Origin of the sequence: Streptomyces sp. NPDC000345 (genome assembly GCF_042898825.1) — a bacterium.
Classification (GTDB): domain Bacteria; phylum Actinomycetota; class Actinomycetes; order Streptomycetales; family Streptomycetaceae; genus Streptomyces.
Map to the genome: position 1 here is coordinate 24,357 of NZ_JBIAZE010000008.1, position 25,661 is coordinate 50,017.

The 25,661-nt window shown below is 72.1% G+C and carries 24 protein-coding genes; 14 read left to right on the forward strand and 10 right to left on the reverse strand.

Features of this window, described 5'->3' with window-relative positions; translation table 11 throughout:
- The first annotated feature begins 121 nt into the window (after window positions 1-121).
- The 3 genes from ACFY30_RS20195 (at window position 122) to tyrS (ending at window position 4,370) form a co-directional block, all read left to right on the forward strand.
- On the forward strand, window positions 122-1,645 hold the full coding sequence (locus tag ACFY30_RS20195) for a TldD/PmbA family protein (RefSeq protein WP_390846536.1): 1,524 nt from the start codon (window positions 122-124) through the stop codon (window positions 1,643-1,645).
- Window positions 1,642-3,036, forward strand: coding sequence for a metallopeptidase TldD-related protein (locus ACFY30_RS20200; RefSeq protein WP_390846537.1), 1,395 nt, complete (start codon window positions 1,642-1,644; stop codon window positions 3,034-3,036). The genes ACFY30_RS20195 and ACFY30_RS20200 overlap by 4 nt, the downstream gene beginning before the upstream one ends.
- A gap of 68 nt (window positions 3,037-3,104) precedes the next feature.
- Window positions 3,105-4,370: a tyrosine--tRNA ligase gene (gene tyrS / locus ACFY30_RS20205; protein ID WP_390656140.1), complete on the forward strand. Its 1,266-nt coding sequence runs from the start codon at window positions 3,105-3,107 to the stop codon at window positions 4,368-4,370.
- 267 nt (window positions 4,371-4,637) lie between these two features.
- Here the strand turns inward: tyrS and ACFY30_RS20210 are convergent, their stop codons facing one another.
- A complete protein-coding gene (locus tag ACFY30_RS20210; protein ID WP_390656139.1) occupies window positions 4,638-4,919 on the reverse strand; it encodes a GlsB/YeaQ/YmgE family stress response membrane protein in 282 nt (93 codons plus the stop codon).
- 202 nt (window positions 4,920-5,121) lie between these two features.
- On the opposite strand from ACFY30_RS20210, the gene ACFY30_RS20215 reads away from it, so the two are divergent.
- Complete coding sequence (locus ACFY30_RS20215) at window positions 5,122-5,523, forward strand: DUF3099 domain-containing protein (protein ID WP_390846538.1); 402 nt, start codon at window positions 5,122-5,124, stop codon at window positions 5,521-5,523.
- A gap of 186 nt (window positions 5,524-5,709) precedes the next feature.
- Window positions 5,710-5,922: a hypothetical protein gene (locus ACFY30_RS20220; protein ID WP_390846539.1), complete on the forward strand. Its 213-nt coding sequence runs from the start codon at window positions 5,710-5,712 to the stop codon at window positions 5,920-5,922.
- A 43-nt stretch (window positions 5,923-5,965) separates the two neighbouring features.
- Here ACFY30_RS20220 and moaA read toward each other — a convergent pair whose 3' ends face one another.
- From moaA to ACFY30_RS20235, 3 genes are all read right to left on the reverse strand, one after another.
- Window positions 5,966-6,955 (reverse strand): GTP 3',8-cyclase MoaA, encoded by a 990-nt coding sequence (gene moaA, locus ACFY30_RS20225; RefSeq protein ID WP_390846541.1) that lies wholly within the window; start codon window positions 6,953-6,955, stop codon window positions 5,966-5,968.
- Window positions 6,956-7,111: 156 nt separating this feature from the next.
- Window positions 7,112-8,737: a cation acetate symporter gene (locus ACFY30_RS20230; protein WP_390846542.1), complete on the reverse strand. Its 1,626-nt coding sequence runs from the start codon at window positions 8,735-8,737 to the stop codon at window positions 7,112-7,114.
- Complete coding sequence (locus ACFY30_RS20235; RefSeq protein WP_390846543.1) at window positions 8,734-9,090, reverse strand: DUF485 domain-containing protein; 357 nt, start codon at window positions 9,088-9,090, stop codon at window positions 8,734-8,736. The genes ACFY30_RS20230 and ACFY30_RS20235 overlap by 4 nt, the downstream gene beginning before the upstream one ends.
- Window positions 9,091-9,337: 247 nt before the next feature.
- On the opposite strand from ACFY30_RS20235, the gene ACFY30_RS20240 reads away from it, so the two are divergent.
- On the forward strand, window positions 9,338-10,867 hold the full coding sequence (locus tag ACFY30_RS20240; RefSeq protein ID WP_390846544.1) for a S8 family serine peptidase: 1,530 nt from the start codon (window positions 9,338-9,340) through the stop codon (window positions 10,865-10,867).
- Between the two features lie 171 nt (window positions 10,868-11,038).
- A complete protein-coding gene (locus ACFY30_RS20245) occupies window positions 11,039-12,424 on the forward strand; it encodes a CoA transferase (protein WP_390846545.1) in 1,386 nt (461 codons plus the stop codon).
- A 190-nt stretch (window positions 12,425-12,614) separates the two neighbouring features.
- Here the strand turns inward: ACFY30_RS20245 and ACFY30_RS20250 are convergent, their stop codons facing one another.
- The 3 genes from ACFY30_RS20250 to ACFY30_RS20260 form a co-directional block, all read right to left on the reverse strand.
- Window positions 12,615-13,310 (reverse strand): lysoplasmalogenase, encoded by a 696-nt coding sequence (locus tag ACFY30_RS20250; protein ID WP_390846546.1) that lies wholly within the window; start codon window positions 13,308-13,310, stop codon window positions 12,615-12,617.
- Complete coding sequence (locus tag ACFY30_RS20255; RefSeq protein ID WP_390846547.1) at window positions 13,307-14,221, reverse strand: sterol desaturase family protein; 915 nt, start codon at window positions 14,219-14,221, stop codon at window positions 13,307-13,309. Before ACFY30_RS20255 ends, ACFY30_RS20250 begins: the two co-directional genes overlap by 4 nt.
- Window positions 14,222-14,373: 152 nt before the next feature.
- Window positions 14,374-15,117: a VIT family protein gene (locus tag ACFY30_RS20260; RefSeq protein ID WP_390846548.1), complete on the reverse strand. Its 744-nt coding sequence runs from the start codon at window positions 15,115-15,117 to the stop codon at window positions 14,374-14,376.
- 217 nt (window positions 15,118-15,334) lie between these two features.
- Between ACFY30_RS20260 and ACFY30_RS20265 the strand changes: the two genes are divergently transcribed.
- The 3 genes from ACFY30_RS20265 to ACFY30_RS20275 all read left to right on the forward strand — a co-directional run bounded on the left by ACFY30_RS20265 (window position 15,335) and on the right by ACFY30_RS20275 (window position 17,514).
- On the forward strand, window positions 15,335-16,327 hold the full coding sequence (locus ACFY30_RS20265) for a DEDDh family exonuclease (RefSeq protein ID WP_390846549.1): 993 nt from the start codon (window positions 15,335-15,337) through the stop codon (window positions 16,325-16,327).
- Window positions 16,328-16,424: 97 nt separating this feature from the next.
- On the forward strand, window positions 16,425-16,658 hold the full coding sequence (locus ACFY30_RS20270) for a hypothetical protein (protein WP_078947469.1): 234 nt from the start codon (window positions 16,425-16,427) through the stop codon (window positions 16,656-16,658).
- Between the two features lie 58 nt (window positions 16,659-16,716).
- Window positions 16,717-17,514 (forward strand): SURF1 family protein, encoded by a 798-nt coding sequence (locus ACFY30_RS20275; protein ID WP_390846550.1) that lies wholly within the window; start codon window positions 16,717-16,719, stop codon window positions 17,512-17,514.
- 118 nt (window positions 17,515-17,632) lie between these two features.
- Here ACFY30_RS20275 and ACFY30_RS20280 read toward each other — a convergent pair whose 3' ends face one another.
- From ACFY30_RS20280 to ACFY30_RS20290, 3 genes are all read right to left on the reverse strand, one after another.
- A complete protein-coding gene (locus ACFY30_RS20280) occupies window positions 17,633-18,586 on the reverse strand; it encodes a hypothetical protein (protein ID WP_390846551.1) in 954 nt (317 codons plus the stop codon).
- A gap of 159 nt (window positions 18,587-18,745) precedes the next feature.
- Window positions 18,746-18,937, reverse strand: a complete 192-nt coding sequence (locus ACFY30_RS20285; protein WP_390846552.1) for a YbdD/YjiX family protein — start codon at window positions 18,935-18,937, stop codon at window positions 18,746-18,748.
- The gene (locus tag ACFY30_RS20290; RefSeq protein ID WP_390846553.1) at window positions 18,934-21,087 is read right to left on the reverse strand and encodes a carbon starvation CstA family protein; all 2,154 of its coding nucleotides are present in this window, start codon (window positions 21,085-21,087) and stop codon (window positions 18,934-18,936) included. The genes ACFY30_RS20285 and ACFY30_RS20290 overlap by 4 nt, the downstream gene beginning before the upstream one ends.
- A gap of 246 nt (window positions 21,088-21,333) precedes the next feature.
- On the opposite strand from ACFY30_RS20290, the gene ACFY30_RS20295 reads away from it, so the two are divergent.
- Genes ACFY30_RS20295 through ACFY30_RS20310 form a run of 4 tightly spaced genes read left to right on the forward strand, consistent with a single transcriptional unit; the run spans window position 21,334 to window position 25,658 of the window.
- Window positions 21,334-22,890 (forward strand): sodium:solute symporter, encoded by a 1,557-nt coding sequence (locus ACFY30_RS20295; RefSeq protein ID WP_390846554.1) that lies wholly within the window; start codon window positions 21,334-21,336, stop codon window positions 22,888-22,890.
- Window positions 22,891-22,904: 14 nt separating this feature from the next.
- Entirely contained in the window at window positions 22,905-23,462 is a 558-nt protein-coding gene (locus ACFY30_RS20300; RefSeq protein WP_390846840.1) for an RNA polymerase sigma factor, read from the forward strand.
- A 35-nt stretch (window positions 23,463-23,497) separates the two neighbouring features.
- Window positions 23,498-23,836: a hypothetical protein gene (locus ACFY30_RS20305; RefSeq protein ID WP_390846841.1), complete on the forward strand. Its 339-nt coding sequence runs from the start codon at window positions 23,498-23,500 to the stop codon at window positions 23,834-23,836.
- 34 nt (window positions 23,837-23,870) lie between these two features.
- Entirely contained in the window at window positions 23,871-25,658 is a 1,788-nt protein-coding gene (locus ACFY30_RS20310) for a glycoside hydrolase family 15 protein (RefSeq protein WP_390846555.1), read from the forward strand.
- Window positions 25,659-25,661 lie beyond the last annotated feature (3 nt).

Genomic DNA, 25,661 nt, shown 5'->3' on the forward strand with positions numbered 1-25,661 from the left:
GGACTGACTGTGGGGTCTCTACAGAAATTTGCCGACGCCGGTCGGAAAGGGTGTGGTCCGGGGGCCGCTCGGCGCGACATGATCGGAGCCTCACAGGCGACGACATCAGGGAGATATGTAGGTGCCTCATACCATCGATGAAAGTTTCACGGCCCTACCCCTGCGCGCCCTCGCCGACGCCGCCCTCGCACGCGCGCGTGCGCTCGGGGCCGAGCATGCGGACTTCCGGTTCGAGCGGGTGCGCAGCGCGTCCTGGCGGCTGCGGGACGCCAAGCCCGCCGGGTCGTCGGACACGACCGACCTGGGGTACGCGGTGCGGGTGGTGCACGGCGGTACGTGGGGGTTCGCGTCCGGTGTGGACCTGACGATGGACGCGGCCGCCAAGGTGGCCGCGCAGGCCGTGGCGATGGCCAAGCTGTCCGCGCAGGTGATCAGGGCGGCCGGGTCGGACGAACGGGTGGAGCTGGCGGACGAGCCGGTGCACGCCGAGAAGACGTGGGTGTCGTCGTACGAGATCGACCCGTTCACGGTGCCCGACGAGGAGAAGGCCGCGCTGCTCTCGGAGTGGAGCAGGCGGCTGCTGGCGGCGAACGGCGTGAATCACGTCGACGCCACGCTGCTCACCGTCCACGAGAACAAGTTCTACGCCGACACGGCCGGCACGGTGACCACCCAGCAGCGGGTGCGGCTGCATCCGTCGCTGACGGCCGTCTCGGTCGACGAGTCCAGCGGCGAGTTCGACTCGATGCGGACGATCGCGCCGCCCGTCGGGCGCGGCTGGGAGTACCTCACCGGGACCGGCTGGGACTGGGACGAGGAGCTGGAGCGGATGCCCGAGCTGCTCGCCGAGAAGATGCGCGCCCCCAGCGTGGACCCGGGGCTGTACGACCTGGTCGTCGACCCGTCCAACCTGTGGCTGACCATCCACGAGTCCATCGGGCACGCCACCGAGCTGGACCGCGCGCTCGGCTACGAGGCCGCCTACGCCGGCACCTCGTTCGCCACCTTCGACCAGCTCGGCAAGCTGCGCTACGGCTCCGACCTGATGAACGTCACCGGTGACCGGACCGCCGAGCACGGCCTGGCGACGATCGGGTACGACGACGAGGGCGTCGAGGGGCAGTCCTGGGACCTGGTGAAGGACGGCACGCTCGTCGGCTACCAGCTGGACCGGCGGATCGCCAGGCTCACCGGGCTCGGGCGCTCCAACGGGTGCGCCTTCGCCGACTCCCCCGGGCATGTGCCGGTGCAGCGCATGGCGAACGTCTCGCTGCGGCCGGACCCGGCGGGGATGTCGACCGAGGATCTGATCGGGAGCGTCGACCGGGGCATCTACGTCGTCGGTGACCGGTCCTGGTCCATCGACATGCAGCGGTACAACTTCCAGTTCACCGGCCAGCGGTTCTTCAGGATCGAGAACGGGCGGATCACCGGGCAGCTGCGGGACGTGGCCTACCAGGCGACGACCACCGACTTCTGGGGCTCCATGGCCGCGGTGGGCGGCCCCCAGACGTACGTCCTCGGCGGCGCGTTCAACTGCGGCAAGGCCCAGCCGGGTCAGGTCGCGGCCGTGTCGCACGGCTGCCCGTCGGCCCTGTTCAAGGGCGTCAACATCCTCAACACCACGCAGGAGGCCGGCCGATGAGCGCCCGTACCAACAAGCCGCACGAGGTCGTCGAGCGCGCCCTCGAGCTGTCGCGGGCCGACGGGTGTGTCGTCATCGCCGACGAGCAGTCGACGGCGAACCTGCGCTGGGCCCGCAACGCGCTGACGACCAACGGCGTCACGCGCACGCGTACGCTCACCGTGATCGCGACGGTCGACGGCAAGGAGGGCACCGCCTCCGGGGTCGTCTCACGGGCCGCCGTCACCGCGGACGAGCTGGAGCCGCTGGTGCGGGCCGCCGAGGCCGCCGCGCACGGCGCCGGTCCCGCCGAGGACGCGCAGCCGCTGGTCAGGGACGTGGCGGCGTCCCCCGAGTTCACCGAGGCACCCGCGGAGACCTCGTCCGCGGTGTTCGCCGACTTCGCGCCCGCGCTGGGCGAGTCCTTCGCACGCGCGCGTGCCGGCGGCCGCGAACTGTACGGCTTCGCCAACCACGAGGTGGTGTCGACGTACATGGGCACGTCGACGGGGCTGCGGCTGCGGCACGACCAGCCCAACGGGACGCTGGAGCTCAACGCCAAGTCCCCGGACCGTACGCGCTCGGCCTGGGCGGGGCGCTCGACCCGGGACTTCAAGGACGTCGACCCGGCGGCGCTCGACGCCGAGCTCGCCGTACGCCTCGGCTGGGCGGAGCGGCGGATCGAGCTGCCGGCCGGGCGGTACGAGACGCTGCTGCCGCCGACCGCCGTGGCGGACCTGCTGATCTACCAGATGTGGTCGGCGTCGGGCCGGGACGCGGCCGAGGGCCGGACGGTGTTCTCCCAGCCCGGCGGTGGCACCCGGCTCGGCGAGAAGCTGTCCGAGCTGCCGCTGACCCTGCGCAGCGACCCGAACGAGCCGGGCCTGGAGTCGGCGCCCTTCGTGCTCGCCCACTCCTCCGGGAGCGACTCGTCGGTGTTCGACAACGGGCTGCCGCTGGCCGCCACCGAGTGGATCAGGGAGGGCGAGCTGAAGCACCTGCTCACCACCCGGCACACGGCGGGCCTGACCGGGCTGCCGACGGCCCCGGGGATCGACAACCTGATCCTCGACGGCGGCGAGGACCGCTCCCTGGAGGAGATGGTCGCGAACACCACGCGCGGGCTGCTGCTGACCTGCCTGTGGTACATCCGCGAGGTGGACCCGGCGACCCTCCTGCTGACCGGTCTGACCCGGGACGGCGTCTACCTCGTCGAGGACGGCGAGGTCGTGGGCGAGGTGAACAACTTCCGGTTCAACGAGTCGCCGGTCGGCCTGCTGGGCCGGGCCACGGAGGCGGGGCGCACGGAAAAGACGCTGCCCCGCGAGTGGAGCGACTGGTTCACTAGGGCTGCGATGCCCTCGCTGAGGGTGCCCGACTTCAATATGAGCTCTGTCAGTCAGGGCGTATAACCTCGTAGCCGGCGGTCGCCCGACCGGCCGAAGAGCGTCAAGAAGATCATCAAGGAGATACGAGAACCGTGACGGACATCGTCGACGAGCTGAAGTGGCGCGGGCTGTTCGCCCTGTCCACTGACGAGGACGCTTTGCGCAAGGCGCTCGCGGACGGTCCCGTCACGTTCTATTGCGGCTTCGACCCGACCGCGCCGTCCCTGCACGTCGGGCACCTGGTGCAGGTGCTCACCGTGCGCCGGCTCCAGCAGGCCGGTCACCGGCCGCTGGCACTGGTCGGCGGGGCGACGGGCCTGATCGGCGACCCGCGGCCGACGGCGGAGCGCACGCTGAACGACCCGGAGACCGTCGCCGGCTGGGTCGGCAAGCTGCGCGCCCAGATCGAGCCGTTCCTGTCCTTCGAGGGCGAGAACGCCGCGGTGATGGTCAACAACCTCGACTGGACCGCCGGTCTGTCCGCCATCGAGTTCCTGCGCGACATCGGCAAGCACTTCCGCGTCAACAAGATGCTGACGAAGGACTCCGTGGCCCGGCGCCTGGAGTCGGACCAGGGCATCAGCTACACCGAGTTCAGCTACCAGATCCTCCAGGGCATGGACTTCCTCCAGCTCTACCGGCGCTACGGCTGCACGCTCCAGCAGGGCGGCAGCGACCAGTGGGGCAACCTCACGGCCGGCCTGGACCTGATCCACCGGCTGGAGCCGCACGCGTCGGTGCACGCGCTGGCGACGCCGCTGATGACCAAGGCGGACGGCACCAAGTTCGGCAAGACCGAGGGCGGCGCGGTCTGGCTCGACCCGGAGATGACGACGCCGTACGCGTTCTACCAGTTCTGGCTGAACGTGGACGACCGGGACATCTCGAAGTACATGCGGATCCTGTCCTTCAAGTCCCGTGAGGAACTGGAGGAGCTGGAGAGGCAGACCGAGGAGCGGCCGCAGGCGCGGGCCGCGCAGCGGGCGCTGGCCGAGGAGCTGACGACGCTGGTGCACGGCGCCGGCCAGACGGCCGCCGTGATCGCCGCGAGCCGTGCCCTCTTCGGGCAGGGCGAGCTGGCCGAGCTCGACGACCGCACCCTGGCCGCGGCGCTCTCCGAGGTGCCGCACATCCAGGTCGCCGAGCCGGGCCTGGTGGTGGATCTGTTCGCCGAGGTCGGGCTCGTCGCCAGCAAGTCCGCCGCGCGGCGGACCGTGAAGGAGGGCGGGGCCTACGTGAACAACGTGAAGGTCACGGCCGAGGACGCGGTGCCGGATGCCTCGGAGCTGTTGCACGGGCGGTGGCTGGTGCTGCGGCGGGGCAAGAGGAACCTCGCCGCGGTCGAGGTCACGGGCTGAGCGCAGGGCGGTACGTGGGGCGGGGGGGGGGCGGCCGGGGGGGGGGGGCCCCCCCCCCCCGTCCCCCCCGCCCCCCCCCCCCCGCCCCCCCCGGGGCCCCCGGGGCCGGGGGGGGGGGGGCCCCCCCCCCCGCGGGCGGGGGGGGCGCGCGCCGCGCGGGGGGGGGGGGCGGGGGGGGGGGTGGGGGGGGGGGGGGGGGGGGGGGGGGGGGGGGGGGGGGGCCCGCGCGCGCGCGCCCCCCCCCCCCCCCCGCTCTCGTACGTCCGCTCAGGCCCGCTCGCGCTTCCGCTTGCCCCAGGTCGCCATGTAGGCGGCGTCCCCCAGAGCCACGATGACGATCGCGGCGACGAGCTGGAAGATGTGGCGCCACCAGTCGATGCCCGAAGTCGCCTCGACGCCGAATCCGCGGGCGATGGCGTTGCCGGCGATCGCGCCCAGCATGCCGAAGATGGTGGTCAGCCAGAGGGGGCTGTGCTGCTTGCCGGGGATGATCGCCTTGGCGAGCAGACCGAGCACGAATCCCACGATGATCGCCCACAACCAGCCCATGGCTGCCTCCTCGTACGGCTCGACGTGAGCATTGCCCTCAGTCTGGTTCCGCGCCTCGTACGGCGCATGTCGGGTGCGGCCGTACGCGGTAGGGCGCAGGACGTTCGTCCGGGCGGGAGGCAACCCGGTCTCGAAGGCGGCGCAGCCCCGGCGTAACGTGGAGTGCCGGGGAGAGTTCGAAGCTGGCGGACGGTGGAATGTGATGCGGAAGCAGGGTGGCGGCGGCAACGTCCAGGTGTTCCGGATCACCGGTGCCCGGCAGGGGCTCCAGGAGGACGTGCGCGGCAGGCAGCGGCGGTACGTGATCTCGATGACGATCCGTACGGTGTCGGTGATCCTCGCGGCGACGCTCTGGAACGTGGAACGTCATGTCGCCCTCGTGGCACTGGTGTTGGGGGCGGTCCTGCCCTACATCGCGGTGGTGATCGCCAATGCCGGGCGGGAGAACGCGCCCGGGTTGCCCTCCACGTTCGTCGCGGCCCCGGTGCGGCCCATGATCGCGCCGCGGGCGGACGGGCCGGCGGAATCGGTTCCGGAAGAGGAGCGCTTCACGGAATCCGCCCGCGGGAGATCGGAGTCCGGACAGGCTGAGCGCCGGCCATGAGAGGGCTGTGCGCCAAGCTCAGGAAAAGCTCAGATCAATCATGCTGTTCCGGTGCCCCGCGACGGGTCGGCCGTGACATACTTCGTACGCGCTCCGCATCCCCCGTCGGAGCGACGGACCGACGCCGGGCAGCTCCCCCCGTGGCTGCTCGGCGTCGCCTTTTGCGCGCATCTGTGAGACGAAACTGTGAGTGAGACTCCCCTCTGTTCCGCCAAGGGCTGCCGCGTCGACGCGGTGTGGGTGCTGGCGTGGAACAACCCGAAGATTCACACGCCGGAGCGGCGCAAGACGTGGCTCGCGTGCGAGGAGCATCGCGAGCATCTGTCGCAGTTCCTCGGTGTCCGGGGGTTCCTCAAGGATGTCGTCGCCTTGAGGGAATGGGAGCAGCAGAACGGCTGAGGCCGTGGGCCGACCGGCCTCGGACCCCTCACGTGTGCCGCCCTCAGCCCCCGATGGCGGACATGGGTCGGTCCGGCTGGACGAACGACGGGTCGTCCAGGCCCGCGCCCGCCTTCTTGCCCCACATCGCCAGGCGCCAGATGCGGGCTATCTCCTCGTCGGGGGCGCCGGAGCGCAGGGCCGCGCGCAGGTCGGTCTCCTCACGGGCGAAGAGGCAGGTGCGGATCTGGCCGTCGGCGGTGAGGCGGGTGCGGTCGCAGGCCGCGCAGAACGGTCGGGTGACGGAGGCGATGACGCCGACGCGCTGCGGGCCGCCGTCGACCAGCCAGCGTTCGGCCGGGGCCGAGCCGCGCTCGTCCTTGCCCTCGGCGGTGAGGTCGAAGCGGGTGCGCAGCGAGGCGAGGATGTCCCCCGCGGTGACCATGCCCTCGCGCTTCCAGCCGTGCTGGGCGTCCAGGGGCATCTGCTCGATGAAGCGCAGTTCGTAGTCCTGCTCGACCGCCCAGGCGAGGAGGTCGGGGGCCTCGTCGGCGTTGAGGCCCGGCATGAGGACGGAGTTGACCTTCACCGGGGTGAGCCCGGCGTCGCGGGCGGCCTGGAGGCCGTCGAGGACGTCCTGGTGGCGGTCGCGGCGGGTGAGGGCCTTGAAGACGTCCGGGCGCAGGGTGTCGAGGGAGACGTTGACCCGGTCGAGGCCTGCCGCCTTGAGGGCGGTGGCGGTGCGCTTGAGGCCGATGCCGTTCGTCGTCAGGGACATCTGGGGGCGCGGGGTGAGGGCCGCCACCCGCTCGACGATGCCGACGAGACCGGGGCGCAGCAGCGGCTCGCCGCCGGTGAAGCGGACCTCCTCGATGCCGAGCGTGGTGACGGCTATGTCGATGAGGCGGACGATCTCGTCGTCCGTGAGGAGGTCGGGCTTGGCCAGCCACTGCAGGCCCTCCTCGGGCATGCAGTACGTACAGCGCAGGTTGCACCGGTCGGTCAGTGAGACCCTCAGGTCGGTGGCCACTCGGCCGTAGGTGTCGATGAGCACGTGGGCCCCCTCCCCCGTAGCGGATCGCGTGTTTCTGTCGTCACCTGCGAGCCTACGTGACGCCGCTGACATCAACAGTGCCCGATCCCGAGACGTAGGACACGGCCGCGTCGCAGGGATCTACGACGCGGCCGCGAAGGGCGCTGTCCGGGCTGTTCAGTGGGCGCCGGTGCCGGTCAGGGAGCGCACCTCCAGCTCGGCGTACTTCCCCTGGTCGGGCTCCTCCTTCGACAGGAGGGTGCCGACGACGCCCAGCAGGAAGCCGACGGGGATGGAGATGATGCCGGGGTTCTCCAGCGGGAACCAGTGGAAGTCGGCCTCCGGGAACATCGAGGTGGGCTTGCCGGAGACGACCGGGGAGAACAGCACCAGGCCGACCGCCGTGACCAGGCCGCCGTAGATCGACCAGAGGGCTCCGGAGGTGGTGAACCGCTTCCAGAAGAGGCTGTAGAGGATGGTCGGGAGGTTGGCGGAGGCGGCGACCGCGAAGGCGAGGGCGACCAGGCCCGCGACGTTCAGGTCGCGGGCCAGTGCGCCGAGGACGATCGAGACGGCGCCGATGCCGACGGTGGCCCAGCGGGCCGCGTTGATCTCCTGCTTCTCGGAGGCCTGCCCCTTCTTGATGACGTTGGCGTAGATGTCGTGGGCGAAGGAGGAGGACGACGCCAGGGTGAGGCCGGCGACGACCGCGAGGATGGTGGCGAAGGCGACCGCCGAGATGGTGGCCAGCAGGATCGCGCCCCAGTTGGAGTCGACGCCGCCGAGGTGGAGGGCGAGCAGGGGTGCGGCCGTGTTGCCCGCCTTGTTGGACGCGATGATCTCGTCGGGCTTGATCAGCGCGGCGGCGCCGAAGCCGAGGGCGAGGGTCATCAGGTAGAAGGCGCCGATCAGGCCGATGGCCCAGATGACCGACTTACGGGCGGCCTTGGCGGTGGGGACCGTGTAGAAGCGGATCAGGATGTGCGGCAGGCCGGCGGTGCCCAGCACCAGGGCGATGCCGAGGGAGATGAAGTCCAGTTTGGTGGTGCCGGTGGCGCCGTACTTGAGGCCGGGCTCCAGGAAGGCGGCGCCCTTGCCGCTGTGGTCGGCGGCCGAGCCGAGCAGGTCGGAGACGTTGAAGTCGAACTTCAGCAGGACCAGGAAGGTGAGCAGGAGGGCGCCGGCGATCAGCAGGACGGCCTTGACCATCTGGACCCAGGTGGTGCCCTTCATGCCGCCGATGGTGACGTAGACGATCATCAGGACGCCGACCAGGGCGACGATGCCGATCTTGCCGCCGTCGCTGGTGATGCCGAGGAGGAGGGAGACCAGGACGCCCGCGCCCGCCATCTGGGCCAGCAGGTAGAAGATCGAGACGACGATGGTGGAGGTGCCGGCGGCCGTGCGCACGGGGCGCTGACGCATGCGGTAGGCGAGGACGTCGCCCATCGTGTAGCGGCCGGAGTTGCGCAGCGGTTCGGCGACCAGGAGCAGGGCGACGAGCCAGGCGACCAGGAAGCCGATGGAGTACAGGAAGCCGTCGTAGCCGAAGAGGGCGATGGCGCCCGCGATGCCGAGGAAGGACGCGGCGGACATGTAGTCGCCGGAGACGGCGAGGCCGTTCTGGAAGCCGGTGAACTGGCGTCCGCCCGCGTAGAAGTCGGCGGCGTCCTTGGTCTGGCGGCCCGCCCAGACGGTGATGACCAGGGTCGCGGCGACGAACACCGCGAACAGGGTGATGATCAGCGGCCGGTGTTCGCTCGCCTCACCGGCGGCGATCAGGGTGTGCTGTGCGGGGCTCATGCGCCGCCCTCCATCCGGGACTTGATGGCGTCGGCCTTGGGGTCGAGCTTGGCGGCGGCGTGCCGCGCGTACCACCAGGCGATGAGGAACGTGGTGAGGAACTGGGCGATGCCCAGGGCGAGGGCCACATTGATGTTGCCGAAGAGCTTGGTGCCCATGAAGTCGCCCGCGTAGTTGGAGAGCAGGACGTAGAGCAGGTACCAGGCGATGAAGGCGAAGGTCAGGGGGAAGGCGAAGCCGCGGTGGGAGCTGCGCAGTTCACCGAACTCCGCGCTCTCCTGCACCGCGACGAACTCCTCGGTGGAGGGGAGGTGGGCTTGGGTTTTCGAGGGGGGCGGTGTCTCGGTGGCCACAAGGTCTCCTCGCGTTGCGGACGGCGGGTCGGCGGGGGCTCGATGGTGCACGGGCTCCCGTCCAAGGGCACGGCGGCGCGCTCGGGCCGGTTCAACTCGGTCGGGCTCTTTCGGAAGTCGTCGCCATAAGTCATTGCTGGCCAGCGAGTTCGGGAGATAGCTTCGGGCTGCACAACCCGTCATGTACCTGCCCGAGCACACCGCCGCCCTCGGGCCGGTTTCGTTTTCCGGATGATGTGGAGACCCCATGGCTCATCTGCCTTCCAGACGCCGCCTCGCTCTCGCGGTGCCCGTCGTGCTGTCGCTGACCGCCGCCGTCGGTTTCCTGCCGACGGCCGCCACCGCGGCTCCCGTCACGACGTCGACCTCCCAGGCGGCCGACGCCGGGACGCTGGCGTACGTCGTCAACACGAAGGTGGACCACCGCACGATCGAGTCGGTGAAGAAGGCGATCGCCACGTCGGGCGGCACCCTGGTGGCGTCGTACGACAGGATCGGCGTGCTCGTCGTGCACTCCGCGAACCCCGACTTCGGCGCGCAGATACGCGCGGTGCGTGGGGTGCAGTCGGCGGGCGCCACGCGTACCGCGCCGCTGAGCGCCGCGGGGACCACCGACGAGGGGGCCGCGCAGGTCCTGTCGAAGGCGGAGGCCGCGAAGATCGAGAAGGCGTCCGACGCGGCGGGCCAGAGCGAGCCGCTCGAGGCCGACCAGTGGGACCTGCGGGCGATCGGCGCCGACAAGGCCGCCGGGATCAACCCGGGCAGCAAGAAGGTGACGGTCGCCGTGATCGACACCGGCGTCGACGACACCCACCCGGACCTCGCGCCCAACTTCTCCGCGTCCCAGTCCGCGAACTGCGTGGGCGGCGTCGCGGACACCAGCGAGGGCGCCTGGCGGCCGTACACCGCGGACGACTACCACGGCACGCATGTCGCCGGTGAGATCGCGGCGGCCCGCAACGGCATCGGCGTGGCCGGTGTCGCTCCCGGTGTGAAGGTCGCCGGCATCAAGGTGAGCGACCCGAAGGACGGCCTCTTCTATCCGGAGAACGTCGTCTGCGCGTTCGTGTTCGCCGCGGACCACGGCGTCGAGATCACCAACAACAGCTACTACGTCGACCCGTGGCTGTACAACTGCATGGACGACCCCGACCAGAAGGCCATCGTCGACGCGGTCAACAGGGCCCAGCTGTACGCCCAGAAGAAGGGCACGCTCAACGTGGCCTCGGCGGGCAACTCCAACCACGACCTCGACTCCGACGCCCTGGTGGACTCCTCCAGCCCCGACGACTCCACGCCGGTGACGCGGACGGTCGACCCGCACGAGTGCTTCGACGTGCCGACGCAGCTGCCGGGTGTGGTGACGGTCAGCGCCACGGGCGTCAAGGGCGCCAAGTCGTACTACTCCACCTACGGCCTGGGCGTCGTCGACGTGGCCGCTCCGGGTGGCGACAAGTACCAGATCCCGGACACCCCGTCGGCCAACGGCCGCATCCTGTCGACGCTGCCGAACAACACGTACGGCTTCCTCCAGGGCACGTCGATGGCGTCCCCGCACGTGGCCGGCGTGGCCGCGCTGCTGAAGTCCACCCACCCGTACGCCTCCCCGGCGCAGCTGCAGGCGCTGCTCAAGGCGCAGGCGGACAACCCCGGTTGCCCCGCCGAGCCGTACGACGGCAACGGTGACGGCGTGGTGGACGCGACGTGCGCGGGCGCCAAGCGGGTCAACGGCTTCTACGGCTTCGGCATCGTGAACGCGCTGCGCGCCGTGAAGTAACCCCCAGCGGGCGGTACGGGACAGGGCCGGGCGGAATTCTCCGTCCGGCCCTGTCCATGTGCATGATCCGGGCAGGGCCCGGGCGGGGCCGGGCTGGCTGGCTGGGCTGGGCTGGATCAGGCTGATCCAGAGGGACGTATATTGATTGAATCAATACTGCACAATACAGTCATGACTTCCATCAAGTTCGTCTGGTCGGCGCTGGGCGGTGACCCCGCTCTCCACGCGCGTGTGTCGGCCGTCGTCCGTGAGGGGGCGATGGCGGCGCGGCTGCCCGTGCGGGAACTGGCGCGGGCCTGTGTGGGGGCGTGTGCGCTCGCCGGTGCGGAGCTGGGGGCGCGGCGGGCGGGGCTCGCTCGGGTGCCCGGGGTGCGGGTGGACGACGGGGCGGTGGCGGCCGCGTTCACCAGTGAGCGGCAGCTGCTGGTCGACGGGCGGGCGCCGGTGCTCTTCGCGCCGCTGTCGCGGTGGTGGCGGACGGCCGACGGCTGGGTGCGTACGCACGCCAACTACCCTCATCACCGGGAACGGTTGCTGAAGGCGCTGGGGGTGCCCGGGGACCCGGCCGCCGTGGAGTCCGCCCTGGCCGAGCGGTCCGCGCGGGAGGTCGAGGACGCGGTGTACGCGGCCGGGGGTCTGGCCGTGGCACTGCGCACGCCCGAGGAGTGGGCCGCGCACGAGCAGGCGGCCGAGGTCGCCGCGCGGCCGCTCGTCGAGCGTGGCCGGTCGGACGGCGCACCCACGCGCGTGTTCCCGTCCCTCCAGGGCGCTCCCCTGCTGCCCGCCGCCGGGCTGCGCGTCCTGGACCTCACCCGGGTCCTCGCCGGGCCCGTCGCCACCCGCACGCTCGCCCTGCTGGGCGCGGACGTCCTGCGCGTCGACACGCCTCACCTGCCCGAACTCCCCGACCAGCACGCCGACACGGGCTTCGGGAAGCGCTCGGCCCTGCTGGACCTGACGGCCGACCGGCGCCGTTTCGAGGAATTGCTCGCGGCGGCGGACGTCGTCGTCACCGGCTACCGGCCGGGCGCCCTGGACCGGTTCGGCCTCTCCCCCGAGGCGCTGGCCGAGCGCCGGCCCGGGCTGGTGGTGGCGCAGGTGTCGGCGTGGGGCGCGTACGGCCCGTGGGGCGGGCGGCGCGGCTTCGACAGCCTCGTACAGGTGGCCACGGGCATCGCGGCCCTCGAAGGGTCGGCCGAGCGGCCCGGGGCCCTGCCCGCGCAGGCCCTCGACCACGGCACGGGCTACCTGCTGGCCGCGGCCGTGCTGCGGGCGCTGACGGAGCAGTCGTACGACGGCGGGAGCCGGGTCGTGCGGGTGGCGCTGGCGCGGACGGCGGCGTGGCTGCTGGAGGGCGCGGGGGCCGAGGAGGCAGTCGAGGAGGCGTGCCCGGGGCCTGAGGCATGGCTCGCGGAGACCGACAGTCCCCTCGGCCGGCTCCGGTACGCGCTGCCGCCGGTGTCCTTCGAGGGCGGGCCCGGCGACTGGGCCCGGCCGCCGGGCGCGTGGGGAGCCGATCCCGCGGACTGGGCGGCACGGGGTGGATCCCCGGGTTGATCGACTTGATCGGGTTGACGGGCCTGCCCGTCGCCGTCCGGTGCGGGCCTGCCCGTAGCCGTCCGGTGCGGGCCTGCCCGTCGCCGTCCGGTGCGGGCCTGCCCGTAGCCGTCCGGTGCGGGCCTGCCCGTCGCCGTCCGGTGCGGGTCAGCCCGTAGCCGTCCGGTGCGGGTCAGGGGGACGGCGGGGATCAGGGCGTGGTCGGGGCTACTTCCCGGTGCGCCCTCGGCGGCGCCGTCCGTTCGCCGAGGGTGCCCCGGGCCAGCAGGAACTGCGCGGCGGCGTAGGTGAGCATGATCCACAGGTCGGGGCGGGGGAGCTGCGGCCAGTCGGCGACGCCCGTGGCGATGAGGGTGTCGGAGAGCAGGAACAGCACCCCGCCGGCACCGGCGACGGGGCCGCTGCGGGCGGCGGCGGTGTACGCCGTCGCGGTGAGCAGGGTGCTGTAGCCGGCGACGGGGACGCGCAGGTCGGGCGGGAGGTCGGGCCAGAGCAGCGCGACGGTGGTGATCAGGGCGGCGGCGTAGCAGGGGGCGAGGACGAGGGCACGCGCGCGTGGGCGCCCGTTTCTGCCGGGTCCGGTTCCCGGGAAAGCGGGTCCTCTCAGGAACAGGGTGAGATAGCAGATGTGTCCGGCGGCGAAGCAGGCCATGCCGGCGAGGAAGGCGGGGTCGGCGTCGGAGAGCAGCAGGACGTCGCCGCCCCAGCCGCACAGCAGGGCGGCGACGAGGAGGCGGGGGGCGCCGCGCCGGGCCGCCCAGGCCGCCAGGAGGGGCATGAGGAGCGGCTTGGCGAGGGTGTGCCCCGGGCCGTAACCGAACGCGAGGGAGACGAGGTCGGCGGCGGTGGCGAGACCGAAGGCGAAGAGGAGCGTCGGGGGCCTCACGCGGCCGTGCTCTCCTCGACGGGCGCCTGTCCGGCCGCGGGAGCGGACGCGGACGCGGAAGGGGGCGCGGACGCGGAAGGGGGCGCCGGCTGCCATCCCGGGCCGCGGAACACGCGCCCCGCGCGCTCGCGCCAACTGGCCGCCGCCTTGATGTCCTTGGCGATCGCGACGTACTCGTGCGTGGCGACCTTGATCGGGTTGAACGTGTTGATGTTCTTGGTCAACCCGTAGACGGGCCGCTCCACCTCGGGCACGAACGAGCCGAAGAGCCGGTCCCAGACAATGAGGATGCCGCCGAAGTTGCGGTCCAGGTAGCCACCCTGGGAGGCGTGGTGGACACGGTGGTGCGAGGGCGTGTTGAACACGAACTCGAACCAGCGGGGCATCTTGTCGATCCGCTCGGTGTGGATCCAGAACTGGTAGACGAGGTTGGCGGAGGAACAGAACGCGAGCGCGGCCGGGTGCACGCCGGCGGCGACGAGGGGGACGTAGAACGGCCAGACGGTCAGGGTGGTCCAGGGCTGGCGCAGGGCGGTGGTGAGGTTGAACTTGCGGCTGGAGTGGTGGACCACGTGGCAGGCCCACAGGATGCGGATGACGTGGTGACCGCGGTGGGACCAGTAGTAGAAGAAGTCCTGCGCGAGCAGCATGAGCGGGACGGTCCACCACAGGACGGGCACGCGGAGGGGAGTCAGTTCGTAGACCGCCGTGTAGACGGCGACGATCGGGATCTTCCAGAGGAAGTCGAAGACGAGGCTCCCGAGCCCCATGCCGACGCTCGTCACGGCGTCCTTCGCCTCGTATCCGGCCGCGTCCTCGTCGGGATGGATGCGGTAGCTGATCACCTCGACCACGGTGAGCAGCACGAAGGCGGGTATCGACCACAGCACGACATCGGGCAGGTTCGGCATGTGGGCACCGTAGAACCGCAGGTCGTCCGGGGCTAGACGTTGTTACCCACAAGTATTACCGAGGGTATGCGCTTGCTTCTTGGTGATCTCCGCCAAGAGCGGGGCGACGGGGCGGCGTCGACCGTCCCGTCCCCCGGCCGACGGGCCGTCGGTCACACCCCCGCCGCCCCCAGCAGGGCGCCCACCGCGTACGTCACCCCCATCGCCAGCGCACCGCCCCCCACGTTCCGGAGCACCGCGCGCGACGGTGCGGCCGCTCCCAGCCGGGCACTGCTCCAGCCCGTGCAGACGAGGGCGACCAGGACCGACACCACGGTCACCGGCAGGCGCCAGGCGGCCGGGGGCAGCACGATCGCGAGCAGCGGCAGCAGTGCGCCCACCGTGAAGGCGAGGAAGCTCGCCCAGGCGGCGTGCCAGGGGTTGGTGAGGTCGTCGGGGTCGATGCCGAGTTCCACGCGGGCGTGGGCCCGCAGGGCGTCGCGCTCCGTCAGCTGCACGGCGGCCTCGCGGGCCACCTCCCGGGTGAGGCCGCGTTCCTCCAGGAGCCCGGTGAGTTCCTCCAGTTCGGCTTCGGGCTCTTCGCGCAGTTCCCGCCGCTCCAGCGCGAGGGCCGCCTTCTCGGAATCGCGCTGGGTGGACACGGAGACGTACTCTCCCGCCGCCATGGACATCGACCCGGCCAGCAGCCCGGCCAGACCCGCCGTCAGCAGCGCCGCGCGGTCGTCGGTCGCGCCGGCCACGCCGACGACCAGGCCGGCGGTGGAGACGATGCCGTCGTTGGCGCCGAGGACGGCGGCGCGCAGCCAGTTCAGGCGGGAGCCGAGGGTGCCCTCGTGCGCCTCCCCGTGGGCTCCGTGGGGTGGTTCCGCCGCTGGTTCCGTCTCACGTTCCGTCACGGACGGAGGATGACATCCGAGACGTCACCCGCGCAGCACCGACGCTCCACGCACGCGTGCGCGAGCGAGTGCGGCACGCATGCGTGCGGGCAGAGGGGTGTGCGGGCAGGGGTGTGCGGGCGCGGCGGCGAACTCCCGTGCGGTCCGGAGGCCTTCCGCGGTCCGGTCTCCGGGCATCCGCACCCGGTGTCGGTGGCGCCCCGTATCCTCAATGACCATGCTCGCAGACCACACGACGACAGTGTCCTCCCCCACGGAGTGGCCGGCCGCGTATCCCCAGGGATACGCGGTCGTTGACGTGGAGACCACCGGGCTGGCCCGGGACGACCGGATCATCTCCGCCGCCGTCTACCGGCTGGACGCGCGCGGTGAGGTCGAGGACCACTGGTACACGCTGGTCAATCCGGAGCGCGATCCGGGGCCGGTGTGGATACACGGGCTGACGAGCGAGGTGCTGGAGGGCGCGCCCCTCTTCGGGGACGTCGCCGAGGAGTTCGCGGCGCGGCTCGCGGACCGGGTGCTCGTCGCGCACAACGCGGTCTTCGACTGGCAGATGATCGCGCGGGAGTACGCGCGTGCGGAGCGCGAGGCCCCGGTGAAGCAGCGGTTGTGCACCATCGCGCTCTCCAAGGAGCTGCAGCTTCCGCTGCCCAACCACAAGCTGGAGTCGCTCGCGGCCCATTTCGGTGTCGTGCAGCGGCAGGCGCATCATGCCCTCGATGACGCCCGCGTGCTCGCGGAGGCCTTCCGGCCGAGTCTGCGGGCCGCGGCGGCCGGCGGGGTGCGGCTGCCGCTGCACGAGTGCCGCCCGCTGACGGAGTGGAACGACCGGCCCGCGCCCCGCATCGGCCGCCAGGGCGGTGGCGACCACGGCGGCTACCGGCCGACCAGTTGGCGGCCGTCCCGCAGGCGGCCCGCCTGCCCGTATCCCAACCCCGGGCGGTACGAGGACGGCAAACGGCTCAAGCAGGGCATGCGGGTCGCCTTTTCGGGCGACACGTCCGTCGACCGCGAACTGCTGGAGGACCGTGCGACCGAGGCGGGACTGCACGTGGCGACCAGCATCTCCCGGCTGACGAGCCTGCTGGTCACCAACGACCCGGACTCCGGTACGTCGAAGGTGGTGAAGGCGCGGCAGTTCGGGACACCGGTCGTGGACGAGGCGGCCTTCGGGCAGTTGCTGCGCGACGTCGAGGCCGCCGACGAGTGACCCCCGCGTTCGGGTGAGCCGTACGTACGGGTGATTGCCGTGCGACTCGCCCACCGCCCGCTCGCCCGGGCGGGGGCGACGGCTCACCCTGTGGCGCATGGCGAGATGCGAAGTTTGCGGCAATGACTACGGAATGACCTTCGAGGTCCACGCCCAGGGCGCGGTGCACGTCTTCGACTGCTTCTCCTGTGCGATTCATCGCATGGCCCCGATCTGCGAGCACTGTCGGGTCCAGATCATCGGTCAGGGCGTCGAGGTCGAGGGCCACTGGTACTGCGGCGCCCACTGCGCGCGGGCGGAGGGAAAGGCGGGGATCGTCGACCGCGTCTGACCCGTCCGTCCCCACCCCCTGCGACAACACCCCGCGGCCCGAGAGGTACGGTCGTGGGGTGTACCGCTTCCTGTTGTCCCGGCAGTGGGTGATCCTCACGCTGGTCGCCCTCCTCCTCATCCCCACGATGATCCGCCTGGGCTTCTGGCAGATGCACCGCTACGACGAGCGCACCGCGCGCAACCAGCTGGTCTCCGACGCGCTGACCGCCGAGCCGGTGCCCGTGGAGCAGCTGACGTCCCCGGGTCACACCGTCACCCGCGGCGAGCGGTACCGAGGGGTGACCGCGACCGGCACCTTCGACACGGCGCACGAAGTCGTCGTACGCCGCCGGGTCAACTCCGACGAGACGGTCGGCTTCCACGTCCTCACCCCGTTCGTGCTGACGGACGGCAAGGTCCTGCTGGTCAACCGGGGATGGATCCCCGCGGACGGTCCGAGCCAGACGGCGTTCCCCAAGATCCCCGCGCCGCCCTCCGGCAAGGTCACCGTGACCGGGCGGCTGATGCCCGACGAGACGACCGCGGCGAGCGGCATCAAGGACCTCAAGGGGCTGCCGGACCGGCAGATCATGCTGATCAACAGCGCGGAGCAGGCCAAGCGGCTGGGCGCCGAGGTGCTCGGCGGCTACATCGCGCAGACCGCTCCCGAGCCCAGGGGCGACACCCCGGAGCTGATCGGGAAGCCCGGCCGCGAGGACGCCGCGCTGAACTACGCCTACGCCATCCAGTGGTGGCTGTTCGCCGCGGGCGTCCCCGTCGGCTGGCTGGTCCTGGTCCGCCGCGAGCGCCGCGACCGAGCGGCGGCGGCCGCCGCGGCGGAGGACGAGAAGGAAGCGGCACCCACTCCGGCGTAGGGTGCCGCCCGCGCGTCCGGCAAGGCCGACTTCGATCGGTCCCGGCAGAGCCGACTCCGGACGGCAGGCAGGGCCGTCCTCAGGTGTGGCCGCCCCCTCCCGCACGGCGGGCCGCCTCTCAGGTCCCGCGCTGCCCGGTCAGGCGGTCCCGCCAGTAGACGAAGGTGCGTTCCGGCTCGGGCAGCAGGTCCCACGGGTGGCGGGTCATATGGCGGCCGATGCGCCGGAAGACGGGGGCGGCCTCGTCCGGAAGGTGCGCACGGGTCAGCGCGAAGGCGAGGACGTTGAGGTCGGTGACGGCTTCGGCGTGGGCCGCGGCGGCGCTGTGGAACCAGCCCTGCAGAGCCACGTCGATCTCCTGGACGGCGCGCGGCTCGTTCCAGTTGCCGCTCGCGCCGAGGGCCGCGAGCCGGGACTCCCCCTGGCGATGGGCCGTCAGCTCGACGCGGGCCGCCACGGGGAGCAGGGCCACCGGCGATCCGTGCGGTGCGCGGGCGGCGGCCTGCCAGGCGAAGTCCATCATGTCCGGGAGCGTGCCGTGTCCGCGCGGGGACAGGTACTCCAGGAGCCGGTGGTAGGCCGTCCGATGCCACGGCGCACGGTGGACCGCCTCGGTCCACACGGGCACCGCGTCCTTCACCGGTACGGCGCAGGAGTACATCAGGGACAGCAGGGCGAGCCACGGCGTCGGGTCCTCGGGGCAGGCCTCGGCGGCGCGCAGACAGGTCCGCTCGGCGGCGCGAACGGCGGCGTGCCCCTCGGCGGGCGCCCGGATCGTCTCCACGCAGGCCCGCAGGACCAGGGCGTCGCCCTCGCCGGGCCGATCGGCGGTCCAGCGCTGTGAGACCACGGCCGGCAGGCTCCGGGCCAGGACCGAGACCCGGTGCGCCCTGCGGTCCCAGTCCCGTCCGGTGGCGCGCAGCAGGTGGGCCGCGGGCTCCCAGACGGGACGGGTGCTGCCCGCTCCGAGCCCGTGGAGCTGCCGGGACGGCCGGAGTTCGAGAAGGGTCCTGTGCAGAGGTTCGTCGTCGAGCTCGGGGCGGATCAGCAGGGAGGGTCGGCGTCTCAGCATCTCGGTCCCGGAGCGAAGGGGCGGAGGCGCGGGGCGGGCGTGCCGTCGGGGCTGGGGAGGGGCACGCCCGCCGCGCGGTCGGGCACCGTGCGGTCACCCGCCCGGGGGGGCGGTACGGCACGGGTGGGGATGCGGTACGGCGCGGACGCCGTACGGGCTTCAGCAGCAGCGGCCGGGGGACTCGCACTCGCGCTGTGCGGTGCGCGTCCGCTGGTACTCCCGGCGGCTCGGCACGGGCGCGTCCGGGTGGTGGCGGCGGTGCCGTGCGCAGTAGCGGTCGTACTCGGCCTCGCCGGTGAGTTCGCGCGCGTACCAGAGCACGGTGTGCAGCAGCTTCCGGACGGCGGTCACGACCCCGCTCCCACCAGCGGTTCGCCGGCGCGCTGCTCCGGGACGTCGATGCGGGACTCGACGTACGGGGTCTCGCTCGTCGGCAGCGGCCCGGTGGCCCGCAGGGCGCGGACGCACACCGCCGCGCAGTTGACGAGCACCGTGAGCACCAGCAGCAGGAAGATCGCCATGAGCACGCCGTCGACCGTGTTGTTGAGGACGATGGTGTGCATGTCGTCCATGGTCGTGGCGCCCGGCAGCAGCTTGCCCGCGTCGATGGCGTCCGCGTAGGCGTCACGCTGGGCGAAGAAGCCGATCTTCGGGTTGCCGGAGAAGATCTTCTGCCAGCCGGCGGTGAAGGTGACGGCCACGTCCCAGGCCAGCGGGATGCCGGTGACCCACGCCCAGCGCACCTTGCCGGCCTTGACGAGCATGGTGGTGGTGACGGCCAGGGCGACGGCGGCGAGCAGCTGGTTGGCGATGCCGAACAGCGGGAACAGCTGCTTGATCCCGCCCAGCGGGTCGGTGACGCCGGCGTACAGGAAGTAGCCCCAGGCGCCGACGACCAGGGCGCTGGTGATCCAGATGCCGGGCTTCCAGGTGACGCGGCCGATCGGCTTCCAGACGTTGCCGAGCATGTCCTGGAGCATGAAGCGGCCCACGCGCGTGCCCGCGTCCACCGTGGTGAGGATGAACAGCGCCTCGAACATGATCGCGAAGTGGTACCAGAACGCCTTGAGTCCGCTGCCGAACACGCTGGAGAAGATCTCCGACATGCCGACGGCCAGTGTGGGAGCGCCGCCCGAACGGCCGATCAGCGTCTGCTCCTCGACGGCCCTGGCCGCCGCGGTCAGCTGGTCCGGGGTGACGGCGAAGCCGAGGCCCCTGACCGCCTCCGACGCGGTCTGCGCGGTCGGGCCGAGCAGTGCGGCCGGGGAGTTCATCGCGTAGTACAGGCCCGGTTCGAGGACGCAGGCGGCGATCAGCGCCATGACGGCGACGAAGGACTCCGTGAGCATGGAGCCGTAGCCGATCAGCCGGACCTGGGACTCCTTCTGGATCAGCTTCGGAGTGGTGCCGGAGGAGACCAGCGCGTGGAAGCCGGAGAGGGCGCCGCAGGCGATGGTGATGAAGAGGAAGGGGAACAGGGACCCGGCGAAGACCGGCCCCGCGCCGGTGGAGGCGAACTCGGTCACCGCCCCGGCCTTGAGGGTCGGAGCGGCGATCACGACGCCGACGGCCATCAGGGCGATGGTGCCGACCTTCATGAACGTCGACAGGTAGTCGCGCGGTGCCAGGAGCATCCACACCGGCAGCACGGAGGCGACGAAGCCGTAGCCGACCAGGCAGAAGACCAGCGTGGTGGGGCTCCAGACGAAGTACCCGGCCAGGGACGAGTTCTGGACCCAGCCGCCGCCGAGGATGGCGAGCAGCAGCAGGGCCACGCCGATGAAGCTGGTCTCCACGACCCGGCCGGGCCGCAGGTAGCGCAGGTAGAAGCCCATGAAGAGGGCGATCGGGATGGTCATGGCGACCGAGAAGGTGCCCCAGGCGGACTCCGCCAGCGCGTTGACGACGACCATCGCCAGCACCGCGAGCAGGATGATCATGATGGCGAAGACGCCGATCAGCGCCGCGGCACCGCCCACCCTGCCGATCTCGTCCCGGGCCATCTGGCCGAGGCTCTTGCCGTCCCGGCGCATGGAGAGGAAGAGGACGATCATGTCCTGGACCGCGCCGGCGAAGATCACACCGGTGATGATCCAGATCGTGCCCGGCAGATAGCCCATCTGCGCGGCCAGCACCGGGCCCACCAGCGGGCCGGCGCCGGCGATGGCCGCGAAGTGGTGGCCGAACAGCACCCGGCGGTCGGTGGGGTGGTAGTCGACCCCGTCCTCCAGGCGCTCGGCCGGCGTGGCGCGGGTGTCGTCGACCTCCAGGACCCGGCGGGCGATGAACCGCGAGTAGAAGCGGTAGGCGATGGCATACGAGCCGAGCGCGGCCACCACCAGCCAGACGGCGGAGATCTCCTCACCGCGGGAGAGCGCGAGGACGCCCCAGCCGACCGCGCCGAGCAGGGCGACCGTGGCCCACAGCAGGACGGACTTCAGTGATGTACGTGACTTTTCCGGCACTGGACGGCCGTTTTCGGGCAGGGTGGACACAGGCATGGCGGCTCCTCACCTGGGCGGTGCGCGACACCTCGAGATCCGAGGTGGGCGTGGATCAGCGGCGGTGGCTCTCCCGTCGGCGGCGGCAGCTCTCCCCTTCGCTGTCGGTCTGTGCAAGAGTTGCCCACCCCCCGGGACCGGTTGACAGCGGATGTCCAGAAGATTTCCCGCCGGTTCCGTGTCATCCGAAGCGGCCGTCCGCGCAACCAAGAGGCGAGGGCTCAGGCACACCAAAGGCGGTGACCCATGGCCGACGGCGCCATGACGACGACGTTCCTCGCCGTGATCGGCGGGGCGTCGCTGCTCGCCGTGACCGCGCGCAGGCTGCGTCCGAGCGACCGACTGCCCTCCCTGGAGGGCTGGGCACTGGCCGACCGCTCCCTCGGTCCGGTGTGGACCTGGCTGCTGCTCGGCGGCACGATCTTCACCGCGTACACCTTCACCGCCGTACCGGGACTGGCGTACGGCAACGGCGCGCCCGCGTTCTTCGCGGTGCCGTACACGGTGATCGTGTGCCCGCTCGCCTTCGTCCTGCTGAGCCGGCTGTGGGAGGTGGCCCGGCGCCACGGCTACGTGACCGCCGCCGACTTCGTCCGCGGCCGGTACGGGTCGCCGCCGCTGGCCCTCGTGGTGGCCCTGACCGGGATCCTCGCGACGATGCCGTACCTGGCGCTGCAACTGCTCGGGATACGGGCGGTGCTGACGGCCGGCGGCGTCTATCCGCGCGGCGCGGCCGGGGACCTGGTGATGGTGGCGCTGTTCGCGGGGCTGGCGGTGGCGACCTACCGGCACGGGCTGCGCGCGCCGGCGGTCATCTCGGCGCTGAAGGCGGTGGCGGTGTTCGTGTCGCTCACCGCCGTGTGCTGGCTGGTGCTGCGCCGGCTCGGCGGGCCCGGCCCGGTCTTCGAGGGCGCGGCCCGCCGGCTGGGCGGCACGGACGTGGCCCACTCCCCGCTGGTCCTCTCCCCCGGGCAGCAGCCGGCGTACGCCACGCTCGCCCTCGGCTCCGCGCTGGCCCTGCTGATGTACCCGCACGTGCTCACCGCCGGGTTCGCCGCGGACGGGCCGCGCACCCTGCGCAAGGTCTCCGTGGCCCTGCCCGCCTGGACCGGACTGCTCGCCCTCTTCGGTTTCCTCGGCGTCGCCGCCCTCGCGGCGGGCGTGCGGGCTCCGCAGGGCGGCGCCGAGGCCGCCGTACCGATGCTGGTCGACCGGCTGATGCCGGCGCCGCTGGCCGGGCTGGTGTTCGCCGCGATCACGGTGGGGGCGCTGGTGCCGGCCGCCGTGATGTCGATCGCGGCCGCCACGAGTTTCGTCCGCAACGTCTACGTCGAGTACGTGCAGCCGACGGCCACGCCCAAGCGGCAGGTGCGCATCGCCAAGGCGGTGTCGCTGACCGCGAAGGTGGGGGCGGTGGCGTTCGTGTTCGGGCTGCGCGACCAGGACGCCGTCAACCTGCAGCTGCTGGGCGGGGTGTGGATCCTGCAGATCTTCCCGGCCGTGGCCGTCGGGCTGTTCACCGGGCGGCTGCATCCGCGCGCGCTGCTCGCCGGGTGGGCCACGGGCATGGCGGCCGGGACCGTCCTGGTCGTGCGCGAGGGGTTCTCCTCCATCGTGACCCTCGGGTTCGGACCGCTGGAGATCTACGCCGGCCTGATGGCCCTGCTGCTCAACCTGACCGTCGCGGTGGCCGGCACCGCGGCCCTGGAACGCCTCGGCGTCCCGCGCGGCGCCGACACCACCGACCTGCCCTCCCGCCTGACCGTCAGGCGGCGTCCCCGGACGGGAGCGAACAATCCGTGAGACGCAGACAGCCGATGCCCGTGCAGGAGGCCTGTGCCGAGCCGCTCGCGCTCGCCGTGACCGACCCGGCGGAGCTGGAACGCGAGGCCGGGCTCGCCCGGCTGTTCGAGCAGCACTACTCCTCCATGCTGCGGCTCGCCGTGCTGCTCGGCGCCGACGACCCGGAGAACGTGGTGGCCGAGGCGTACTACCAGATCTACCGGAAGTGGCGGAGGCTGCGGGACACACAGGCGGCGGAGGCCTATCTGCGCTCCACCGTCTGCAATCTGACCCGGATGCGGATACGCCACCTCCAGGTCGCGCGCAGGCATGTGGAGACCCCTCCGGAACTCCTCGACGAGACCGTCGCCTCCGCCGAGAGCACCGCGCTGCTCCGCGACGACCAGCGTGTGCTGATCGACGCGCTCCAGCAGCTGCCGGCCCGGCAGCGCGAGGCGCTCGTGCTGCGGCACTGGCTCGGGCTGAAGGAGAGCGAGATCGCCGCCGCGATGGGCATCTCCTGCGGATCCGTCAAAACCCACACCTCACGCGGCCTCGCCGCGCTGACCCAGGCGATGGAGGCCCGGCGATGAACGACACCGGACCCGACCGCACGGAGCGGGACCGCATGAAGCGGGACCCCGCACCCGACCGCACGACGCCGGCCTCCCTCCCGCGGGAGACCGCGGCCGCCGACCGGACCGAGCGGGAGCTGCGCGAGGCCCTGGAGGCGCTGGCCGGCGGGGTGCGGCCCGCTCCCGACGCCTACCGCACGGCGCGCGGCGAATGGCTGCGCCGCGAACGCCGGCGCAGGCTCGTCCTCGCCGTACTGATCGCCGTGGTCTTCGCGCTGGCCACCCTGATCGGCCTGTGGGTGCTGAACCAGGCGCCCGCGCATCCGGGAGTCGTCTTCTCGGGCACCGGCGGCGGGGCGGCTCTGCCGTCACTCCCCCGGCCGCAGCCCTGATTGCCTCCCGACCGCGCCGGGAACCCGGAACCCCGTGCACCCTCCCATCGAGGACTACGCCCTCATCGGCGACGAACAGACCGCCGCCCTGGTCGGCCGGGACGGTTCCGTCGACTGGCTGTGTCTGCCCCGCTTCGACTCCGGGGCCTGCTTCGCCCGCCTCCTCGGCGACGAGGAGAACGGCCACTGGCGCATCGCCCCCAAGGACGTCGAGGGCTCCTGCACCCGGCGCGCCTACCGTCCCGGCACCCTCGTCCTGGACACCGAGTGGGAGACCGGCGAGGGCGCGATCCGGGTCACCGACCTGATGCCCCAGCGCGACCGTGCCCCCGACGTCGTCCGGGTGGTGGAGGGGCTGCGCGGGCGGGTCACCGTGCGCAGCACCCTGCGGCTGCGCTTCGACTACGGCTGGGTCGTCCCCTGGATGCGCCGGACCGACGGCCACCGGGTGGCGGTCGCCGGGCCCGACGCGGTCTGGTTCCGCAGCGAGCCGCCCGTGCGCACCTGGGGCGAGGACTTCAGCACCCACTCCGAGTTCACCGTCGCCGAGGGCGAGTCGGTCGCGTTCGTGCTGACCTGGCATCCCTCGCACGAGTCCCGTCCGCCGCTCGTGAACCCGTGGGAGGCACTGCGCACCAGCGTCGAGGACTGGCAGGCGTGGGCGTCCCGCTGCCGCTACAGGGGCCCCCACCGGGACGTCGTCGTCCGCTCCCTGATCACCCTCAAGGCGCTCACGTACGCCCCGACCGGCGGCATCGTCGCCGCGCTCACCACCTCCCTGCCCGAGGAGATGGGCGGCGTGCGCAACTGGGACTACCGCTACTGCTGGTTGCGCGACTCCACCCTCACCCTGGGCGCCCTGCTGGCGGCCGGGTACCTGGAGGAGGCCGAGGCGTGGCGCAACTGGCTGCTGCGCGCGGTCGCGGGAGATCCGGCGGACCTGCAGATCATGTACGGGCTGGCGGGCGAGCGCCGGCTGCCCGAGTACGAGCTGCCGTGGCTGTCCGGCTACGGGGACTCCACGCCCGTACGCATCGGCAACGGCGCCGTGGGCCAGCTGCAACTGGACGTCTACGGCGAGGTCATGGACTCCCTGTCGCTGGCCCGGTTCGCGGGCCTGTCGCCCAGGCCGCACATGTGGTCGCTGCAGTGCTCGCTGATGGAGTGGCTGCGCGAGAACTGGCGCCAGCCGGACGAGGGGCTGTGGGAGGTGCGCGGTGGCCGGCGCCAGTTCGTGCACTCCAAGGTGATGGTGTGGGTGGCCGCCGACCGGGCGGTCCGCGCGCTGGAGCAGTATCCCGACCTGCCCGGCGACCTCGCGGGCTGGCGGGCGCTGCGCGACGAGGTGCACCGCGAGGTGTGCGAGAAGGGCTACGACGCCGACCGCAACACCTTCACCCAGTTCTACGGGTCGGCCGACCTCGACGCCTCCCTGCTGCTCATCCCGCGCGTCGGCTTCCTCCCGCCGGACGACCCCCGGGTGGCCGGCACCGTCGACGCGGTGCGCGAGGAGCTGGGGCACCACGGTCTGCTGCGCCGCTACAGCACCGACGGCACCACCGTCGACGGTCTGCCGGGCGACGAGGGCGCCTTTCTGGCGTGCTCGTTCTGGCTCGCGGACGCGCTGCACATGACGGGCCGGACCGAGGAGGCACGCGAGCTGTTCGAACGGCTGGTGGGGCTGGTGAACGACGTGGGACTGCTGGCGGAGGAGTACGACCCGGTGGGGCGCCGGCACCTCGGCAACTTCCCGCAGGCGTTCAGCCACATCGGACTGGTGAACACCGCCCTCGCCCTGTTCGGGGACGAGAAGGCAGGATAGGGG

Coding starts and splice junctions, on each gene's coding strand:
- ACFY30_RS20270 (WP_078947469.1), top strand. CDS start 16,425: ATGGCGAGATGCGAAGTTTGCGGCAATGACTACGGAATGACCTTCGAG.
- ACFY30_RS20265 (WP_390846549.1), top strand. CDS start 15,335: ATGCTCGCAGACCACACGACGACAGTGTCCTCCCCCACGGAGTGGCCG.
- ACFY30_RS20305 (WP_390846841.1), top strand. CDS start 23,498: ATGAAGCGGGACCCCGCACCCGACCGCACGACGCCGGCCTCCCTCCCG.
- ACFY30_RS20245 (WP_390846545.1), top strand. CDS start 11,039: ATGACTTCCATCAAGTTCGTCTGGTCGGCGCTGGGCGGTGACCCCGCT.
- ACFY30_RS20290 (WP_390846553.1), bottom strand. CDS start 21,087: ATGCCTGTGTCCACCCTGCCCGAAAACGGCCGTCCAGTGCCGGAAAAG.
- ACFY30_RS20280 (WP_390846551.1), bottom strand. CDS start 18,586: ATGCTGAGACGCCGACCCTCCCTGCTGATCCGCCCCGAGCTCGACGAC.
- ACFY30_RS20230 (WP_390846542.1), bottom strand. CDS start 8,737: ATGAGCCCCGCACAGCACACCCTGATCGCCGCCGGTGAGGCGAGCGAA.
- ACFY30_RS20215 (WP_390846538.1), top strand. CDS start 5,122: ATGCGGAAGCAGGGTGGCGGCGGCAACGTCCAGGTGTTCCGGATCACC.
- ACFY30_RS20295 (WP_390846554.1), top strand. CDS start 21,334: ATGGCCGACGGCGCCATGACGACGACGTTCCTCGCCGTGATCGGCGGG.
- ACFY30_RS20240 (WP_390846544.1), top strand. CDS start 9,338: ATGGCTCATCTGCCTTCCAGACGCCGCCTCGCTCTCGCGGTGCCCGTC.
- ACFY30_RS20210 (WP_390656139.1), bottom strand. CDS start 4,919: ATGGGCTGGTTGTGGGCGATCATCGTGGGATTCGTGCTCGGTCTGCTC.
- ACFY30_RS20200 (WP_390846537.1), top strand. CDS start 1,642: ATGAGCGCCCGTACCAACAAGCCGCACGAGGTCGTCGAGCGCGCCCTC.
- ACFY30_RS20255 (WP_390846547.1), bottom strand. CDS start 14,221: ATGCCGAACCTGCCCGATGTCGTGCTGTGGTCGATACCCGCCTTCGTG.
- ACFY30_RS20300 (WP_390846840.1), top strand. CDS start 22,905: ATGCCCGTGCAGGAGGCCTGTGCCGAGCCGCTCGCGCTCGCCGTGACC.